Annotated in this window: 19 protein-coding genes and 2 other annotated features; of the genes, 18 read left to right on the top strand and 1 reads right to left on the bottom strand. The window is 34.1% G+C overall.

The features are described 5' to 3' along the window. Positions 1-2 precede the first annotated feature (2 nt). The 10 genes from rpsK (at position 3) to rpsI (ending at position 6,757) form a co-directional block, all read left to right on the top strand. Complete coding sequence (rpsK, locus tag CLCY_RS13100) at positions 3-398, top strand: 30S ribosomal protein S11 (RefSeq protein WP_048571582.1); 396 nt, start codon at positions 3-5, stop codon at positions 396-398. A gap of 21 nt (positions 399-419) precedes the next feature. Next, positions 420-1,040 (top strand): 30S ribosomal protein S4, encoded by a 621-nt coding sequence (gene rpsD / locus CLCY_RS13095; protein ID WP_048571581.1) that lies wholly within the window; start codon positions 420-422, stop codon positions 1,038-1,040. Between the two features lie 68 nt (positions 1,041-1,108). Next, positions 1,109-2,056 (top strand): DNA-directed RNA polymerase subunit alpha, encoded by a 948-nt coding sequence (locus CLCY_RS13090; protein WP_048571580.1) that lies wholly within the window; start codon positions 1,109-1,111, stop codon positions 2,054-2,056. A gap of 11 nt (positions 2,057-2,067) precedes the next feature. Then, positions 2,068-2,415 (top strand): 50S ribosomal protein L17, encoded by a 348-nt coding sequence (rplQ, locus tag CLCY_RS13085; protein WP_048571579.1) that lies wholly within the window; start codon positions 2,068-2,070, stop codon positions 2,413-2,415. Positions 2,416-2,556: 141 nt separating this feature from the next. Beyond that, positions 2,557-3,396 (top strand): energy-coupling factor transporter ATPase, encoded by an 840-nt coding sequence (locus CLCY_RS13080; RefSeq protein WP_048571578.1) that lies wholly within the window; start codon positions 2,557-2,559, stop codon positions 3,394-3,396. Then, positions 3,381-4,244 (top strand): energy-coupling factor transporter ATPase, encoded by an 864-nt coding sequence (locus tag CLCY_RS13075; protein WP_048571577.1) that lies wholly within the window; start codon positions 3,381-3,383, stop codon positions 4,242-4,244. The genes CLCY_RS13080 and CLCY_RS13075 overlap by 16 nt, the downstream gene beginning before the upstream one ends. Beyond that, the gene (locus CLCY_RS13070; protein WP_048571576.1) at positions 4,237-5,034 is read left to right on the top strand and encodes an energy-coupling factor transporter transmembrane component T family protein; all 798 of its coding nucleotides are present in this window, start codon (positions 4,237-4,239) and stop codon (positions 5,032-5,034) included. The genes CLCY_RS13075 and CLCY_RS13070 overlap by 8 nt, the downstream gene beginning before the upstream one ends. Then, the gene (truA, locus tag CLCY_RS13065; protein WP_048571575.1) at positions 5,034-5,768 is read left to right on the top strand and encodes a tRNA pseudouridine(38-40) synthase TruA; all 735 of its coding nucleotides are present in this window, start codon (positions 5,034-5,036) and stop codon (positions 5,766-5,768) included. The genes CLCY_RS13070 and truA overlap by 1 nt, the downstream gene beginning before the upstream one ends. Before the next feature lie 134 nt (positions 5,769-5,902). Further along, positions 5,903-6,337 carry a 50S ribosomal protein L13 gene (gene rplM / locus CLCY_RS13060; RefSeq protein WP_048571574.1) on the top strand — a complete coding sequence of 145 codons (435 nt, stop codon included), beginning with the start codon at positions 5,903-5,905 and terminating at the stop codon, positions 6,335-6,337. A 27-nt stretch (positions 6,338-6,364) separates the two neighbouring features. Next, positions 6,365-6,757: a 30S ribosomal protein S9 gene (gene rpsI / locus CLCY_RS13055; protein ID WP_048571573.1), complete on the top strand. Its 393-nt coding sequence runs from the start codon at positions 6,365-6,367 to the stop codon at positions 6,755-6,757. 491 nt (positions 6,758-7,248) lie between these two features. Here rpsI and cwlD read toward each other — a convergent pair whose 3' ends face one another. Further along, a complete protein-coding gene (cwlD, locus tag CLCY_RS13050) occupies positions 7,249-7,956 on the bottom strand; it encodes an N-acetylmuramoyl-L-alanine amidase CwlD (protein WP_048571572.1) in 708 nt (235 codons plus the stop codon). Between the two features lie 332 nt (positions 7,957-8,288). After that, positions 8,289-8,490: a binding site (T-box leader), on the top strand. Between the two features lie 130 nt (positions 8,491-8,620). After that, positions 8,621-8,821, top strand: a binding site (T-box leader). A gap of 172 nt (positions 8,822-8,993) precedes the next feature. Between cwlD and ilvC the strand changes: the two genes are divergently transcribed. From ilvC to CLCY_RS13010, 8 genes are all read left to right on the top strand, one after another. Next, positions 8,994-9,986, top strand: a complete 993-nt coding sequence (gene ilvC, locus CLCY_RS13045; RefSeq protein WP_048571571.1) for a ketol-acid reductoisomerase — start codon at positions 8,994-8,996, stop codon at positions 9,984-9,986. Positions 9,987-10,033: 47 nt separating this feature from the next. Continuing rightward, the gene (gene cimA / locus CLCY_RS13040) at positions 10,034-11,608 is read left to right on the top strand and encodes a citramalate synthase (RefSeq protein ID WP_048571570.1); all 1,575 of its coding nucleotides are present in this window, start codon (positions 10,034-10,036) and stop codon (positions 11,606-11,608) included. Positions 11,609-11,631: 23 nt separating this feature from the next. Further along, positions 11,632-12,894 carry a 3-isopropylmalate dehydratase large subunit gene (gene leuC, locus CLCY_RS13035; protein ID WP_048571569.1) on the top strand — a complete coding sequence of 421 codons (1,263 nt, stop codon included), beginning with the start codon at positions 11,632-11,634 and terminating at the stop codon, positions 12,892-12,894. Further along, complete coding sequence (gene leuD, locus CLCY_RS13030; protein WP_048571568.1) at positions 12,895-13,386, top strand: 3-isopropylmalate dehydratase small subunit; 492 nt, start codon at positions 12,895-12,897, stop codon at positions 13,384-13,386. Between the two features lie 11 nt (positions 13,387-13,397). Further along, complete coding sequence (leuB, locus tag CLCY_RS13025; protein WP_048571649.1) at positions 13,398-14,465, top strand: 3-isopropylmalate dehydrogenase; 1,068 nt, start codon at positions 13,398-13,400, stop codon at positions 14,463-14,465. A 27-nt stretch (positions 14,466-14,492) separates the two neighbouring features. Continuing rightward, complete coding sequence (ilvB, locus tag CLCY_RS13020; protein WP_048571567.1) at positions 14,493-16,115, top strand: biosynthetic-type acetolactate synthase large subunit; 1,623 nt, start codon at positions 14,493-14,495, stop codon at positions 16,113-16,115. Between the two features lie 11 nt (positions 16,116-16,126). After that, positions 16,127-16,624 carry an acetolactate synthase small subunit gene (gene ilvN, locus CLCY_RS13015; protein ID WP_048571566.1) on the top strand — a complete coding sequence of 166 codons (498 nt, stop codon included), beginning with the start codon at positions 16,127-16,129 and terminating at the stop codon, positions 16,622-16,624. A gap of 173 nt (positions 16,625-16,797) precedes the next feature. After that, positions 16,798-17,979, top strand: a complete 1,182-nt coding sequence (locus tag CLCY_RS13010) for a MalY/PatB family protein (RefSeq protein WP_048571565.1) — start codon at positions 16,798-16,800, stop codon at positions 17,977-17,979. Positions 17,980-18,188: the final 209 nt, after the last annotated feature.

Below are 18,188 nucleotides of genomic sequence, written 5' to 3'. Positions count from 1 at the left end.
GAATGGCGGCTCAAAAAGGTAAGAAAGTTAAAAGAAGAAGAGAACGTAAAAATGTTGACCGTGGCGCAGCTCACATACAATCAACATTTAACAATACAATAGTTACTCTGACTGACACTGCCGGAAATGCAATTTCATGGGCAAGTGCTGGTGGACTTGGATTTAGAGGTTCAAGAAAGAGCACTCCTTTTGCTGCACAAATGGCAGCTGAAACTGCTGCAAAGGTTGCAGTTGATCACGGAATGAAGAGTGTAGAAGTTTATGTTAAGGGACCAGGATCAGGTAGAGAAGCTGCTATTAGAGCACTTCAAGCTGCAGGTCTTGAGGTAAGTCTAATAAAGGACGTAACTCCAATCCCACATAACGGATGTAGACCACCAAAGAGAAGAAGAGTCTAATTGATAGGAGGTGTAAAGTAAATGGCAAGATATACAGGACCAGTTTGTAAATTATGTAGAAGAGAAGGCGTTAGATTATATCTAAAAAGCGAAAAGTGCTATGGAGATAAATGTCCTATAGCTAGAAGACCTTATGCTCCGGGACAACACGGACAAGGGAGAAAGAAGCTAACTAACTACGGAATTCAGTTAAGAGAAAAGCAAAAGGCTAAGAGAATTTACGGAGTATTAGAATCTCAATTTAGAGGTTACTATGAAGATGCTGAAAGACAAAGAGGTATTGCAGGGGAAAACCTTGTAAGAATTCTTGAAACTAGAATTGACAATGTTATCTATAGACTAGGATTTGGTGGATCAAGACCAGAAGCTAGACAATTAGTAAGACATGGACACTTTACAGTAAATGGTAAAAAGGTGACAATACCTTCATACCAAGTAGAAGTAGGAGATGTTATTGCTCTTAAGGATAAGAGTAAGGCAAGCGAAAAGTTTAAGGCTATGGCTGAAACTGTTGCTCATACTCCAGCATGGCTTACAGTAGATAAAGACAAGATGGAAGCATCAGTTGTAGCTCTTCCAGTAAGAGAAGATGTTGATATACCAGTTAACGAAACTCTAATCGTCGAGCTATATAGTAAGTAATTTTGGTGAAGAATCAGTTGCCCTCGCCATTTTTAGGTTACCTTTTTTAAAAAGGAGGGTTAATATAAATGTTAGAAATAGAAAAGCCAAGATTAGAATGTGTTGAAAGTGCAGAGGATGGTTCATACGCTAAATTTGTTATTGAACCACTTGAAAGAGGATATGGTACAACTCTTGGTAATTCAATGAGAAGAATGCTTCTTTCATCATTACCAGGAGCTGCTGTAAACTCTATCAAAGTTGAAGGAGTTCTACATGAGTTCTCAACTATTCCTAATGTTAAAGAAGATGCAATGGAAATCATCCTTAACATTAAGGGTCTAGCAGTTAAAGTTGAAGGAGAAGTTCCAAAGACTGCTGTTATAGATGTAGTTGGGCCAGCTGTTGTAACAGGGGATGATATAAAGTCTGATGGTGGAGTAGAGATTGTTAATAAAGATCACTACATAGCTACCGTTAGTGAGGGCGGAAGACTTTATATGGAACTTGCTATTGACAGAGGTAGAGGTTATGTTCCAGCGGAAAAGAATAAGTCTACTAATCAACCTATAGGGGTTATACCTGTAGACTCAATCTATACCCCAATTAAGAGAGTAAACTACTCAGTTGAAAATACTCGTGTTGGTCAAATTACTGACTATGATAAGTTAACTCTTGAGATATGGACTAATGGATCAATAACTCCAGATGAGGCTATAAGCATATCATCTAAGATACTTATTGAACACTTTAAACTGTTCCTAAGCCTTGGAGGACACGATGATAATGTTGAAATAATGGTAGAGAAGGAAGAAGACAAAAAAGACAAATTCCTTGAAATGACCATTGAAGAGCTAGATTTATCTGTTAGATCATATAACTGCCTAAAGAGAGCAGGAATCAACAGTGTTTATGAACTAGTTCAAAAATCAGAAGAAGATATGATGAAGGTTAGAAACCTTGGTAAAAAGTCTCTAGAAGAAGTAGAGCAAAAACTAAAGGGTCTAGGCTTTGATTTAAGAAAAAACGACGAATAGGAGGGATTTAAGTGGCAGGATACCGTAAGCTAGGTCGTCCAACTGACCAAAGAAGAGCTATGCTAAGAAATCTTGTAACTAGCTTCTTTAAGTCAGAAGACGGAAGAATAACAACTACAGAATCAAGAGCTAAAGAAGTAAGAAGCATTGCTGAAAAGATGATAACTCTAGGAAAAAGAGGAGATCTTCACGCTAGAAGACAAGTTCTTGCATATGTAACTGAAGAAGCTGTAGTTGCTAAGCTGTTTTCAGATATAGCGCCAAAGTATCAAGAGAGAAATGGTGGATATACAAGAATAATTAAAATGGGTCCAAGAAGAGGAGATAATGCAGAAGTAGTAATTCTTGAACTTGTTTAATTAACATAGATTTTTAGGACTTTAGAGATATCTTATTCCTTAAGATAGGTTCATTTGGGATTAAGTTAAGTATGACTATACTTAATCCCTTTTATAATACTTAAAATTAGGAACCTTAAAAAGGTAAGTAGGTGCTTAAAAATGAGTAAAGATATGTTATCTACTAGAAATGTTTATTTTTCATATAGAACAGAGGATTCAGAAAAGCTAGTTTTAAATGATGTAAGTGTTTCTATAAAAGAAGGCGAATTTGTTGTTATCCTTGGACATAATGGTTCAGGTAAATCAACACTTGCTAAGCATTTTAACGCAATACTTCTACCAAAAGATGGGGATGTATTTGTTGAGGAGCTTAATACAAAAGAAGAAAATAGTATATGGAATATAAGACAAAAAGCAGGAATGGTATTTCAAAATCCAGATAATCAAATAGTTGCAACTATCGTTGAGGAAGATGTGGCATTTGGACCTGAAAATCTTGGGGTGCCTCCAGAGGAAATAAGAGTAAGAGTTGATGAAGCATTAACCGCAGTAAATATGATTGACTATAAAGAACATGGTCCACATCTTTTATCAGGTGGACAAAAGCAAAGAGTGGCTATAGCAGGAGTACTTGCTATGAAACCAAGGTGTATCATACTTGATGAACCGACAGCTATGCTTGATCCATCAGGAAGACGAGAAGTTATTTCTACTATTAAAAAGCTTAATAGAGAGGAAAACATTACTATTGTTCTTATAACACACTATATGGAAGAGGCAGCACAGGCGGATAGAATCATAGTAATGGATTCTGGAAATCCTATAATTGAAGGAACTCCAAGGGAAGTATTTAAAGAAGTTGAAAAACTTAAAACAATAGGACTTGATGTACCTCAAATGACTGAACTTTCATATAAATTGAGACAAAGCGGAGTAGCTTTAAAGGAAGATATTTTAACCATAGAAGAGATGGTGGATGAGATATGTCGATTAAAGTAGATAATTTAACATATAAATACGGTGTTGGAACTCCCTTTGAGAAAATAGCACTTAATGGAGTTACACTTGAAATAAAAGATGGTGAGTTTATAGGGCTTATAGGACATACTGGTTCTGGTAAGTCTACTCTTATTCAACAATTTAATGGGCTATTAAAGCCTACTAGCGGAAATATTTATATAAATGAAGTATGTATAACTGAAAAAGATGCGGATCTTAATAAAATAAGACAAAAGGTGGGACTGGTATTTCAGTACCCAGAATATCAGCTTTTTGAGGAAACAATTGAAAAGGACGTCTCTTTTGGACCTAAGAATCTTGGACTATCTGATGAAGAAGTATTAGATAGAGTAAAAAGAGCTCTTAAGGTAGTTGGCATAGATTATAATAAGTATAAGGATGTATCACCATTTGATTTAAGTGGTGGACAAAGAAGAAGAATAGCAATAGCAGGTGTTCTTGCTATGGAACCGGAAGTACTTATATTAGATGAACCAACTGCAGGACTTGATCCTAAAGGAAGAGATGAAATATTAAGAGAGATAAAAAATCTTCATAATGAATATAAAATGACAATAATTCTAGTGTCTCATAGTATGGAAGATATGGCGAATGTAGCAGACAGACTTATAGTAATGTCTAAGGGTAGTAATGTATTAATGGGTCCACCTAAGGAAGTATTTAAGGAAGTTGAAACTCTAGAGGAGATAGGGCTTGCAGTTCCTCAAATAACTTATCTTGTACGAGAGCTTCGTCTAAGAGGGTTTGATATAAGTGATGATATTATTACTGTTGAGGAAGCAAAAAAAGCCATACTTGATCTTTTAAGGAGAGATAACAATGCTTAAAGACATAACAATAGGACAGTATATTCCTGGAAAATCATTTGTACATAAACTTGACCCGAGAGTAAAGATATTATTGTCGTTATTATATATAGCTGTACTATTTATAGTAAATAACTTGTATGGTTACATAGCCGTGGCAGGGTTTACTTTTTTAACAATAGTTATAGCAAAGATACCACCAAAGTTTATCTTTAAGGGCTTAAAGCCTATACTTTGGATTATAGTATTTACTGCAGTACTAAACTTATTTCTAACACCTGGAGAGGTAATATATAGATTTGGTCCACTTAAGATAACAGATCAAGGTGCTTCCACAGCTATATTTATGATTTTAAGGCTTGTATTTTTAATTATTGGAACATCGATATTAACACTTACAACATCGCCAATAGCATTAACAGATGGAATAGAAAGACTTTTAAATCCATTTAAAAAAATAGGACTTCCTGCCCATGAACTTGCTATGATGATGACCATAGCTTTAAGATTTATACCAACTCTAATAGAAGAGACAGATAAGATAATGAAAGCACAAATGGCGAGGGGAGCTGATTTTGAATCAGGTTCCATAGTCAAAAGAGCAAAAAGCCTAGTACCAATTCTTGTACCATTATTTATAAGCTCATTTAGAAGAGCAGAAGATCTTGCAACAGCTATGGAAGCAAGATGTTATAGAGGTGGAGAGGGAAGAACTAGACTTAAGCAGCTTAAGGTAGAAAAGCGAGATTACTTGGCAACTTTTTCACTAATGATATTACTTATTATATCTATATTAAGTAGGCAGTTATAATGAGAAATATAAAGCTTACATTAGAGTATGATGGTACTAATTACTGCGGATGGCAAAGACAAATTAATGGAATTTCTATAGAAGAAACTTTAGAAAAGGTTATCATAGACCTTTTTGAAGAAGATATTAAGATACTGGGTTCTAGTAGAACAGATTCAGGAGTTCATGCTAGGGGGCAGGTGGTATGCTTTAAAACTAAAAGCACCATACCTACACACAAAATCCCAGGTGCAATTAATTCAAGACTTCCAAGGGATATCGTTGTTGTTTATGCTGAGGAAGTAGATATGGATTTTCATCCAATATATTCTACCAAGGGAAAAATGTATTCTTATAGAATCATTAATAGAAAAATGGAGCCAGCATTAATGAGAAATTATTATTGGCATGTAGGATATAATCTAAACTTCGAACATATGCAAAAAGCAGCTACCTACTTTATAGGAGAGCATGATTTTTCATCATTTAAATCTCAAGGAGGCTCTACTAAGGATTCAATCAGAGAAATATATAGCTTGAATCTTACAAAAGATGGAGACTATATAACTGTAACCATAGAAGGAAATGGTTTTCTATATAATATGGTTAGAATAATTGTAGGTACTCTTATAGATGTTGGTAGGGGAAGAATACCCTATGACTCTATAGGTGATATTATAAAGTCTAAAGATAGAAGACGTGCAGGTATTACAGCACAGGCACATGGACTCTATCTTGAAAAAGTTTACTATTAAATATTGACACACCAGGGTCAATGTATTAAAATAGATAAGGGTGTAAAACGGTTAATTTAAGATCCACTAGCCCCGGATCTTTGAAGATAGATATTTACACAAGATTTTGAATTAAGATCAGGGAGGGTAAAATAATGAAGTCATACATGGCAAAAGCCGAAGATGTACAAAGAAAATGGTATGTTGTTGATGCTACTGATAAGACACTAGGAAGACTATCAAGTCAAATAGCAACAGTTCTTAGAGGAAAGCACAAGCCAACATTTACTCCAAACGTAGATACTGGAGATTTCGTTATAGTTATTAATGCTGATAAGATTGTTCTTACAGGAAATAAGCTAAATGATAAACTATACAGACACCACTCACTATATCCAGGTGGACTAAAAGAAGTTTCTTATAAGAAAATTATGGAAGAAAAGCCTGAGTTAGCTGTAGAAGAAGCAGTTAGAAGAATGCTTCCAAAGGGATCTCTTGGAAGACAAATGTTCAAGAAGCTAAGAGTATACAGAGGAACTGAGCATGATCATGCAGCTCAAAAGCCAGAAGTTCTTGAATTTAAGTATTAATTAGTGGATTGAAGGGAGGATTTTCGAATGGAAAGAGTACAATACTGTGGAACAGGTAGAAGAAAGACATCTGTAGCAAGAGTAAGACTTGTACCTGGAGATGGAAAAATAGTTGTAAATAAGAGAGACATAGAAAACTACTTTGGACTAGAAACACTTAAGGTTATTGTTAAGCAACCACTTAATTTAACTGGAACACTTGAAAAGTACGATGTACTTGTAAACGTACATGGTGGTGGTTACACAGGTCAAGCTGGAGCTATCAGACATGGTATTTCAAGAGCACTAGTTCAAGCTGATGCTGACATCAAGCCAGTACTAAAAAGAGCTGGATACCTAACAAGAGACCCAAGAATGGTAGAAAGAAAGAAGTACGGTTTAAAGAAAGCAAGAAGAGCGTCACAGTTCTCAAAGAGATAATATTATACCCCTCACAAAGAGGGGTATTTTTATGTCCTTTTTTAAGTTAATATAAAAGCATACTATATTAGATTCAAATAGTTAGTCTAATTAAATCAAAATTATAATCTTAATAAGTTTAAGATTGAGAATCCTAAACTTATTAATTGAGACTAATAAGAATTTATTTTATATCTTAAAACTAATCATATGTCCAAGTCTAAAAAATAACTTTTCCATTAAAGCCTAGTAGTAGCAAGCTCTAATTAATTACTTCTAAATCACTGGTGTAAAGGCTTTACCTGATTTAAGAATTATGTCTATTTACTAATAATAAAAGATAGTAAGTAAAGTGCTTTGAAAACATTGATATCATATTAACAAAGACTAATAAAAAGAAAAAATAGGAAAAGTACAAACCTTTTCATTTTCCACTTTCATAGATAAATTAACATATTATTACACTCAATTTTAGAATATTACCCTTTTTATAAGTCTTTTATAAATGAATGTTATTTTTTTAACTCAAAGTATCTTTCTATACCATAAAATACTGATGTTGCAATTTTATTTTGGTAGGAGTCATCTTTAAGAAGGTTTTCCTCACTTGGATTAGATAAGAATCCACATTCAACAATAACTGATGGAATATCATTGTTTTTCAGTAAATAGTATGTGTTAGATTCTTTTTCGATTCTCTTATTATTTGGGTCAAGGTTCTTAACAAGTGCATCTTGAAGTGTCTTTGCTAAAACTTGTCCATTTTCATCACCTTTTTGATAAAAAACTTGTGCTCCCTTAGAATTAGGGAAGCTATTAAGGTGAATACTTATAAAAAGATCAGCGTTATACTCTTTTATTAAATCCTTACGTTTTTTTAGGTCTTGTTGTTTTTTACTTTTACCACTTCCTATTTCTCCAAATAAATCCTCATCAACCTCACGAATCATAATACAGTTGTCACCATTTTCCTCTATGTAAGATTTAATCTTTTTAGCAAGTAGTAGGTTAATATCCTTTTCAAGTGTACCTCCTTTACCTACAGCACCACCATCACGACCACCATGTCCTGCATCGATTACAATTGTTTTGCTTCCCTTTGCGCTTAAACCAAATAGCTTATCAGTAAATGTGTTAAGATAGGATATATCTAGTATAAGAATCAATGCCACAATTAAGGAAACGATAATAGCATTTATAATTGCTAATTTCTTTTTCAAGCTACCAACTCCTTTTAAATATAAAGTTAATTATTTATAAAACTTATATAAATATATGAGATATACTAACTAAAAAATTACTTAAAAGTTTTAATACCTATTGACTTAATTTAAAAGAGGTATTAAAATCAATATAAAATTCAAACAAATAAATCATGTACTAAGTTATAAAAGGGTTTAAAAATTTAAAATTTTTAGAATTTGTATTGACAAGCTAAGTTGTATATAGTATATTAACTTACAATAATATATGATTTTTGTATATAATGGAATGATAAGTAATCAATTAGAAATTAATACATTTTATATATATTGCAAAAGAATAAAATATATGAAAAACTGTGAAAGGGAAGAGTAAACATACAAATGTGTTTTACAGAGAGTGGGTCTTAGGCTGCAAGCCCATAAACCATATATGTTGAAAAATCACCCTGGAGTTGAAGGCTGAAAATAAGTAAGCTTTATCCGGCGTTGCCGTTATTAGCATTAAGAAATAAATTTGGGTGGTACCGCGATAGACTTCTCGCCCCATGATCTGGCATATATGTCAACATGGAGGGGTCTATTTTTTTATATTAATTTTTAATTTAAATTAAGTAAAAGGTACACTAAATAAATTAAGAAAAATTACTTAAAGTATTATATAGATAAAACTTCATAGATATTAAAAGCTATGAAAGGGATAAGTAAACATAAAAACAACTTTACAGAGAGAGGGTCTTAGGCTGAGAACCCTTAGGATGATTATGTTGAAACTAACCCTGGAGCTGAGGACTGAAATTAAAATTAGGTCTTATCCGGCGTTGTCGTTAAAGTGTTGAGAAATAAATTTGGGTGGTACCGCGATAGACTTTTCGCCCCATGGTGAAGGGTCTATTTTTTTATTTTCAAAATTAGGTGAAAACCCGTAATATAAACTAGAAATATAAATTATTATTCACTATATTACTAATAAGCTCTAGTTAATCTAGGCTTGATTATAAATTATTAAAAGACAATTAAATAAAAATAAAATAAATTTTTAGGGGGATTTAACAATGGCTAAAATGTACTATGATAACGATGCAAACTTAGATTTAATAAAGGGTAAAAAGGTAGCAATAATTGGTTATGGAAGCCAAGGACATGCACACGCTCTAAACCTTAAGGATAGTGGAATCGATGTATGTGTAGGACTTTACAAGGGAAGTAAGTCATGGGCTAGAGCAGAAGAAGCAGGACTTGAAGTTTATGAAGCTAGTGAAGCTGCAGCAAAGTCAGACCTTATAATGATACTTCTACCAGATGAAAGACAAGGTCAAGTATACAAGGAAAGCATAGCTCCAAACCTAACAGCAGGAAAGGCACTACTATTCGCTCATGGATTTAACATCCACTACGCTCAAATAGTTCCACCAGCTGACGTTGACGTATTTATGGTAGCTCCAAAGGGACCTGGACATACAGTAAGAAGTCAATACCAAGAAGGTAAAGGTGTTCCATGTCTAATAGCTATACACCAAGATGCAACTGGTAAGGCAAGAGATATCGCTCTAGCTTACGCAAGTGCTATCGGTGGAGGAAGAGCTGGTATCATGGAAACATCATTTAGAGAAGAAACTGAAACAGACCTATTTGGTGAGCAAGCAGTTCTTTGTGGAGGAGCATCAGAACTAGTTAAGGCTGGATTTGATACTCTAGTAGAAGCAGGATACGCTCCAGAAATGGCATACTTTGAATGTCTACATGAACTAAAGCTAATCGTTGACCTAATGAATGAAGGTGGACTAGCTTACATGAGATACTCAATTTCAGATACAGCTGAATACGGTGATTACTCAGTAGGTAAAAGAGTAATAACAGACGAAACAAGAAAAGAAATGAAGAAGGTTCTTTCAGAAATCCAAGATGGAACATTCGCTAGAAACTGGCTACTTGAAAACCAAGTTGGAAGACCAGGATTTAACTCAGTAAGAAGACAAGAATCAGAACATCAAATCGAAGTAGTTGGTAAAGAACTAAGAAAAATGATGTCATGGTCAAAGAACTAGTCTTTTAGACTTCTCTTAACCTTTCAAATGTAAGGAGTTGATGAATCTTGACTAGGGATGTAAAAGAGATTTTTATATACGACACAACCCTAAGAGATGGTTCTCAAGGTGAGGGTATATCCTATACCCTTGAGGATAAGCTCAAGATTGTAAAGAAGTTAGACAGCTTCGGAGTTGACTATATAGAAGCAGGTAATCCAGGGTCTAACCCAAAGGATTTAGATTTCTTTAAAGAAGTTGCTAAATGTGATATAAAGTCAAAACTTGTTGCATTTGGAAGCACTAGAAGAGTAGGGGTTAAGGTTGAAGAGGATATGGGAATTAAATCCCTCCTCTTCGCTAATACACCCGCTGTTGCAATATTCGGTAAAAGCTGGGACCTTCATGTTACAGATATAATAAGAACTACTTTAGATGAGAATTTAAGTATGATTGAAGATACTGTGAAGTATATGAAGTCTATGGGTAAAGAAGTTATATTTGATGCTGAACACTTCTTTGACGGCTATAAAAATAATAGAGAATATGCAATAGAAAGCTTAAAAAGTGCTGCAAAGGCAGGGGCAGACTTTGCGGTTTTATGTGATACTAATGGCGGAACAATGCCATGGGAAATTGAAAATATAATCAATGATGTTTTACAAAATGTAAATGTAAATATAGGCATTCACTGCCACAATGATACAGGAATGGCAGTAGCAAACTCAGTTGTAGCAGCAAAATGTGGAGCAGTTCAAATCCAAGGAACAATAAATGGATATGGGGAAAGATGTGGAAACGCAAACCTTATAACCATAATTGGAAATCTCGAAGTAAAGTTAGGAAAAAAATGCTTAGATAATAATAGCATAAGTGAGCTTACAAATGTGTCTAAGACAGTTGCAGAAATCGCTAATATGACACATGAAAAATCCTACCCATATGTAGGTGCAAGTGCGTTTGCTCACAAAGGTGGAATGCATATAGATGGAGTTAACAAAAACTCAATTTCATTTGAACATATAAACCCAGAAATTGTAGGAAATGAAAGAAGATTCCTAATGTCTGAGGTCTCAGGAAAAAGCACAATACTCTCAAGTATTCAAAAGATTATTCCAGAAATTAAAAAAGATTCAAAGGAAGCACAGGAAATGGTAGATATACTTAAAAAACTTGAGTATGAAGGATATCAATTTGAAGGTGCGGAAAGTTCATTTGAACTTTTAATTAGAAAACATCTAGGAAAAACTAAAGAGTTTTTTAAGGTTATTGATTTTAGAGTTATTGAAGAGGCAGCAGGAATCAAAAGTGCCTATGCAATGATCAAACTTGAAGTAGATGGAAAAGAAGAGATAACGGCAGCGGATGGCGCAGGGCCTGTTAATGCTATGGATAAGGCATTAAGAAAGGCTTTAACAGTATTTTATCCTGAGTTGAAAGATATTAGACTTACTGATTATAAAGTACGTGTACTGGACCCTGATAAGGCTACAGGGGCAAAGGTTAGAGTTCATATTGAAACATCTGACGGAGAAGCTACTTGGGGAACGGTTGGAGTATCGACAAATATAATTGAAGCTAGCTGGAAGGCGCTTCTAGATTCAATAGATTATTTTCTTTATAAAGAAATAGATAGAAAGTAAACTAAGAGAGGAGAATTTGGGCTATGGGAATGACGATGACACAAAAAATACTAGCAGCTCATGCTGGGCTTAAGGAAGTTAAGGCAGGTCAACTTATAAAAGCTAAACTTGATTTAGTGCTAGGAAATGATATAACTACACCAGTTGCAATAAAAGAATTTAATAAGGTTGGAAAGGATGAGGTATTCCATAAGAGTAAAATAGCTATAGTACCTGATCACTTTACACCTAATAAGGATATAAAATCAGCAGAACAGGTTAAATTCATTAGAGAATTTGCTAATGAAAAAGAAATAGAAAACTTCTTTGAAATCGGAGAAATGGGAATTGAACATGCACTACTTCCAGAAAAGGGACTAGTAGTTGCAGGGGATACTGTTATAGGAGCTGATTCACATACTTGTACTTATGGAGCACTAGGTGCATTTTCAACAGGAATAGGAAGTACAGATATGGCAGCAGGTATGGCAACAGGAGAAGCTTGGTTTAAGGTTCCTGAAGCTATTAAATTCGTACTTACTGGAAAGCCACAAAAGTGGGTATCAGGTAAAGACGTTATACTACACATAATTGGTATGATAGGTGTTGATGGAGCACTATATAAGTCAATGGAATATACAGGTGAAGGACTTAAGAACCTATCAATGGACGACAGATTTGCTATGGCTAATATGGCTATAGAAGCTGGAGCTAAAAATGGAATTTTCGAAGTAGACGAAAAGACTATTGAATATATAAAAGAACACTCAACTAAGGAATATACAGTGTATAGTGCAGATGAAGATGCTGAATATTCTGAAGTTTTTGAAATAGATTTATCAGAAATAAGACCAACAGTAGCATTCCCACATCTACCAGACAATACAAGAACAATTGATAATGTTGGGGAAGTTGAAATAGATCAAGTTGTTATAGGTTCATGTACAAATGGTAGAATTGAGGACCTTAGGGTTGCAGCTGAAATTCTAAAGGGTAAAAAGGTACACAAAAGAGTAAGACTTATCGTGTTCCCAGCTACTCAAAAGATTTGGCTACAAGCACTAAAAGAAGGTCTACTAGAAGCCCTAGTTGAAGCAGGTGCTGCAGTAAGTACACCTACATGTGGTCCATGTCTTGGAGGACATATGGGAATTCTAGCTGCAGGAGAAAGAGCAGTTGCTACTACAAACAGAAACTTTGTAGGAAGAATGGGTCATGTAGAAAGTGAAGTATATCTAGCAAGCCCAGCTGTTGCAGCGGCATCAGCAGTAACAGGAAAAATATCTTCACCAGAGGAGGTAATGTAAATGGTTAAGGGAACAGTTATAAAATATGGAGACAATGTAGATACAGACGTTATAATACCTGCAAGATACCTTAATACATCAGATCCTGTAGAACTTGCTAGTCACTGTATGGAAGACCTTGATGCAACTTACCCTGAAAGGGTTAAAACATCAAAGATAATGGTAGCAGGAAAGAATTTTGGATGTGGTTCTTCAAGAGAACATGCTCCAATCGCTATTAAGGTTGCTGGAACTCAATGTGTAATTGCAGAAACATTTGCTAGAATATTCTATAGAAACTCAATTAACATAGGACTTCCAATAATGGAGTGTCCTGAGGCAGCTAAGGATATTGAAGATGGTAATGAAGTAGAAATAAATTTCTCAACAGGTGAGATTAAAAATATAACAAAGGGAAAAAGCTATCAAGCTGCACCATTCCCAGAATTCATGCAGGAAATAATTTCAGCAGACGGACTTATAAATTATATAAAAAAGGGAGAGAATAAGTAATGGCAAGAAATATAAAGATAGCTGTTATGCCAGGAGACGGAATCGGTCCTGAAATAGTAAACCAAGCTATAAAAGTTTTAAACGCAATTGGAAAGAAATACGACACTAACTTTGAATATAAAGAAGTTCTAATGGGTGGTGCAGCAATCGATGCTACAGGAACACCATTACCAAAGGAAACAGTAGATGCATGTTTAGAAAGTGATGCAGTACTACTAGGGGCTGTTGGTGGACCAAAGTGGGATAACCTACCAGGAAATCAAAGACCAGAGGCTGGACTACTTGGAATAAGAAAGGAACTTGGAGTTTTTGCTAACCTAAGACCTGCGGTTCTTTTCCCACAACTTAAGTCAGCATCAAATCTTAAGCCTGAAGTTTTAGGTGATGGACTTGATATAATGATAGTTAGAGAGCTAATCGGTGGACTTTACTTTGGAGAAAAGAAAAGAGTTACACTTGAAAATGGTGAAGAAAAAGCTTGGGATACAATGGTATACCAAACAAGTGAAATTGAAAGAATAGCTAGAGTATCATTTGATATAGCAAGAAAAAGAAATAAGAAATTAACTCTTGTAGATAAGTCAAACGTTCTAGAGTCATCAAGACTATGGAAGGAAGTTGTTTATAAGATAGCAGAGGAATACACTGATGTAGAACTTAACCAAATGTATGTTGATAATGTTGCAATGCAGCTAATAAGATGGCCAAAACAATTTGATGTTATGGTTACTGAAAACACATTTGGTGATATAATAAGTGATGAGGCATCAATGCTTACAGGTTCACTTGGAAACCTTCCATCAGCATCACTTGGAGATGGTAAAATAGGACTATATGAACCAATCCATGGTTCAGCACCTGACATTGCAGGCCAAGATATAGCGAACCCAATTGGAACTATAATGAGTGCTGCTATGATGCTTCGTTATAGCTTCGACATGGATGATGCTGCAGATGAGATTGAAAGTGCAATTTCAAAGGTACTTGATAAAGGTTATAGAACAGCTGATATTATGCAAGAAGGTATGACTAAGGTTGGCTGTGAAAAAATAGGAGATTTAATTGCTAGCGAAATCTAGTTAAATTAACTAAAGGGGGAATTAATTATGAAGGCTGCAGAAGCTATAGTAAGATGTTTAGAAGCAGAAGGGACAAAACTAGTCTTTGGTTATCCAGGGGCAACTGTTATACCTATATATGAAGTCCTTAGAACTTCTAATATAACTCATATACTATCAAGACATGAACAAGCTGTAGGTCATAGTGCAAATGGCTATGCAAGAGCTACAGGTAAAGCAGCAGTCTGCTTTGCAACTTCAGGCCCTGGTGCAACTAATATAATTACATCTATTGCAACAGCATATATGGACTCAATTCCCCTTGTGGTTATAACTGGACAGGTAAAGTTATCTAATGTAGGGAAGGATGTTTTTCAAGAGGCTGATATAATAGGATCTACAGAATGCTTTACTAAGTATTCATATCTTGTTAAAGATGGAAAAACTCTTCCTAAGATAATTAAAGAAGCATTTCATATAGCTGGATCTGGAAGACCAGGTCCAGTTCTTATAGATGTACCACTAGATATACAAAACGATGAAATTGGTGAATTTGACTACGAATCTATTAAGGTAGATATAAGAGGATATAAACCAACTTACAAAGGACACAAGGGTCAAATAAAAAAAGTAATAGATAAATTAAAAGTTAGTAAAAAGCCTATTCTTTGCATAGGTGGAGGGGTAAAACTTTCCGATGCCAAGGAAGAAGCAAACCTACTGTCACAAAAGGCAAAAATACCTGTGGTTTACACAATGATGGGTAAAGATAGTGTATTTGAAAATAGCCCTTATGTAATAGGTCAAATAGGGTCACATGGAAAAGAAGTTGCAAATAAAGCCATTAATGAGGCTGATTTAATACTATTTGTAGGTACCAGAATAGCAGACCGTTCAATGTCTAAGTGTTCTGGAATAGAGGATAATGCTACAATAATTCACATTGATATAGACCCTGCTGAAATAGGAAAGAATATTAGAAGCTCTATTCCAGTAGTTGGAGATTGTAAAAATATATTAAGTGAAATTTTAGAACAAATTGATGAACTTAACACAGACTCATGGATTAATTCACTAACACTTGAAAAAAGAAGCTTATCACTTTCATCAAAGCTTAGTGATGAATTTGTAAATGCAAAACATGTTATTAAAAAGCTATCAGATGTAGCCTCAGATGATGCTATACTTATAACAGATGTTGGGCAAAACCAAATATGGTCAGCACTTAACTTTGAGATAAGAGGAAAAAGAAGGTTCTTAACAAGTGGGGGACTTGGAACAATGGGATATTCACTTCCAACAGCTGTAGGAGCTAGATTTGGTGCAGATAAAGACACACAAATATTAGCTGTTATGGGTGATGGTGGTTTCCAAATGAGTATGTTTGAACTAGGCACAATTATGGAGCATAACCTTAACTTAAAACTAGTACTACTTAATAATGATGGGCTAGGAATGGTTCGTGAAATGCAAAACAACATGTACAAAAATCCATTTGGAACATTGTTTGCAAAGAGTCCAGATTTTATTAAGCTTAGTGAAGCCTATGGTATAAAGTGTAAAAGAGTATGTGAAAATTCAGATGTTGAGTCAGCTTTAAAAGAGGCATTAGAATATGAAGGACCATATCTTTTAGAATTTATAGTTGATCCATCAGAAGCAACTCTTTAGGGGGGAAAATCATGAAAAGGCATATATTATCAGTATTAGTTGAAAATCATTCAGGGGTTTTAAGTAAGGTAGCAGGGCTTTTTAGTAGAAGAGGTTATAACATAGATAGTTTAACCGTTGGAACTACTGAAGACCCTAAAATATCAAGAATGACAATAGCTCTTCAGGGAGATGAATATATAATAGAACAAATAACCAAGCAGCTAAATAAGCTGATTGACGTTATAAAAATAATTGACATGGATACAAGTAAATGTGTTTTAAGGGAGCTTACTCTACTTAAAGTTAATGCAACTAATGAAACAAGATCCTCTATTATAGAAAATGTAAATATATTTAGAGGAAACATTATAGATATAGATAAGAAAAGCATGACTGTAGAGGTAACAGGAGACTGGGAAAAGATTTCAGCATTTATAGAGATAATGAGACCATTTGGAATAAAAGAAATAGTAAGAACTGGGGTAACTGCGCTAGAGCGTGGAGGGAGTGCCCTAGGAGGAAAATAATAAAATTAGGGTAGTATACTAATAGTTAAAGCGATTATGTATACTACCTTTTAAGTTATTATATGGGACATTTTAACTCCTTTTTTACTAAACAGTAATATGTTATAATAATAACAAAATATATTAAAGTACCACTTTAACAATTGTTTAAGTAGGTACTAGGAGGTATCACTGTGGAAAAAAATAAAGACTTTAATGAAGTTATCAACAGAATGGGGACAAACTGTTCTAAGTGGGATAGAAGAAAAGAAGTATTTGGACAAGATGTTCTTCCACTTTGGGTTGCAGATATGGACTTTAAGGCCCCATCAATGGTTATAGAAACACTTAAGGAAAAGATTGAACATGGAGTACTAGGTTATACTTATATAGGGGAAAATGACTATTTGCCATTTGTAGACTTTATGAAGAAAAGACATCATTTAGATATATTTCCTAGTGAGATTTTAAACACTACTGGAGTTGTTCCAGCTATAGCATTAAGCTTATTAAGCAATACTAATGAAGGTGATGCTGTAATGATACAAACTCCTGTGTACCATCCATTTGCACAGGTTATAAAAGCAAATAATAGAAAGCTTATTAACAATTCACTTGTAAATAAAGGTGGAGTTTATTGTATAGACTTTATTAGCTTTGAAAAGCAAATAATAGAAAACGATGTTAAAATGGTAGTATTAAGTAACCCTCATAATCCTGTAGGAAGAGTATGGATGTGGGAAGAGTTAGGTCTACTTGTAGATATATGTAAGAAGCATAATGTAATAATTTTCTCAGATGAAATACATTCAGATGTTATATTCTACGGAAATCACTTTACATCTATTCTTCATTTTAGAGATAGATATGATAATATTATAGCAGCATTTTCTCCTAGCAAAAGCTTTAATGTTCCATCATTATATTTCTCAATGATTATATCACCGAAGGAAAGCCTTAGAAAAGGATTGTCATCATGGATTAATAGAATTAGTATGCCAGGGGTAAATGCTTTAAACTTCCCAGGAGCAATGGCAGCTTATAAATATGGTGAAGAATGGCTGGATTCTATGCTTAACTATGTTACTGATAACATGACATATGTTATTAACTTCTTTAAGGAAAAAATGCCAAATGTTAAGGTAGTAAGACCACAGGGAACATATTTAATGTGGCTTGATTTTACAAGAATTTTCCCACTATCAAAGGATTTAGATAACTTCCTAATAAATGAAGCTAAGGTTGGATTTAATAGCGGAGTATCATTTGGTTCAGAGGGAGAAGGTTTTGCTAGAATTAATGTAGCTTGTTCTAGAAAAACACTTGAAGAGGCATTAAATAGAATATTAGTAGCATTTGAAAAAAGAGGAAATTAATTTAATATTAAATTTTAATTAAGTATTAGTTAGTATATTAATTGTAATAATATACTAGCTGATACTTTTTATTTTATTATGGTATACTAATAACTTTCATAGAAAGCTTATAAAAAATGGGAAAATTTAATAAAAGTTATAGAAAATTAATAGAAAAGTCATAGAAAAGTAATAGAAAGACGAAAATAATTTTTTATATTATTATGATT

It is taken from the genome of Clostridium cylindrosporum DSM 605 (assembly GCF_001047375.1).
In the GTDB taxonomy this organism is placed as follows: domain Bacteria; phylum Bacillota; class Clostridia; order Clostridiales; family Caloramatoraceae; genus Clostridium_AB; species Clostridium_AB cylindrosporum.
Note: the sequence above shows the minus strand (reverse complement) of the source record. Positions and strands in the feature narration are given on the sequence as shown.

Excerpts from the sequence above, each read along its gene's own strand:
- rpsI (WP_048571573.1), top strand. The coding sequence starts at position 6,365 with ATGGAAAGAGTACAATACTGTGGAACAGGTAGAAGAAAGACATCTGTA.
- CLCY_RS13075 (WP_048571577.1), top strand. The coding sequence starts at position 3,381 with ATGTCGATTAAAGTAGATAATTTAACATATAAATACGGTGTTGGAACT.
- rpsD (WP_048571581.1), top strand. The coding sequence starts at position 420 with ATGGCAAGATATACAGGACCAGTTTGTAAATTATGTAGAAGAGAAGGC.
- ilvN (WP_048571566.1), top strand. The coding sequence starts at position 16,127 with ATGAAAAGGCATATATTATCAGTATTAGTTGAAAATCATTCAGGGGTT.
- leuC (WP_048571569.1), top strand. The coding sequence starts at position 11,632 with ATGGGAATGACGATGACACAAAAAATACTAGCAGCTCATGCTGGGCTT.
- ilvC (WP_048571571.1), top strand. The coding sequence starts at position 8,994 with ATGGCTAAAATGTACTATGATAACGATGCAAACTTAGATTTAATAAAG.
- ilvB (WP_048571567.1), top strand. The coding sequence starts at position 14,493 with ATGAAGGCTGCAGAAGCTATAGTAAGATGTTTAGAAGCAGAAGGGACA.
- leuD (WP_048571568.1), top strand. The coding sequence starts at position 12,895 with ATGGTTAAGGGAACAGTTATAAAATATGGAGACAATGTAGATACAGAC.
- rpsK (WP_048571582.1), top strand. The coding sequence starts at position 3 with ATGGCGGCTCAAAAAGGTAAGAAAGTTAAAAGAAGAAGAGAACGTAAA.
- CLCY_RS13090 (WP_048571580.1), top strand. The coding sequence starts at position 1,109 with ATGTTAGAAATAGAAAAGCCAAGATTAGAATGTGTTGAAAGTGCAGAG.
- CLCY_RS13080 (WP_048571578.1), top strand. The coding sequence starts at position 2,557 with ATGAGTAAAGATATGTTATCTACTAGAAATGTTTATTTTTCATATAGA.
- truA (WP_048571575.1), top strand. The coding sequence starts at position 5,034 with ATGAGAAATATAAAGCTTACATTAGAGTATGATGGTACTAATTACTGC.
- CLCY_RS13070 (WP_048571576.1), top strand. The coding sequence starts at position 4,237 with ATGCTTAAAGACATAACAATAGGACAGTATATTCCTGGAAAATCATTT.
- rplM (WP_048571574.1), top strand. The coding sequence starts at position 5,903 with ATGAAGTCATACATGGCAAAAGCCGAAGATGTACAAAGAAAATGGTAT.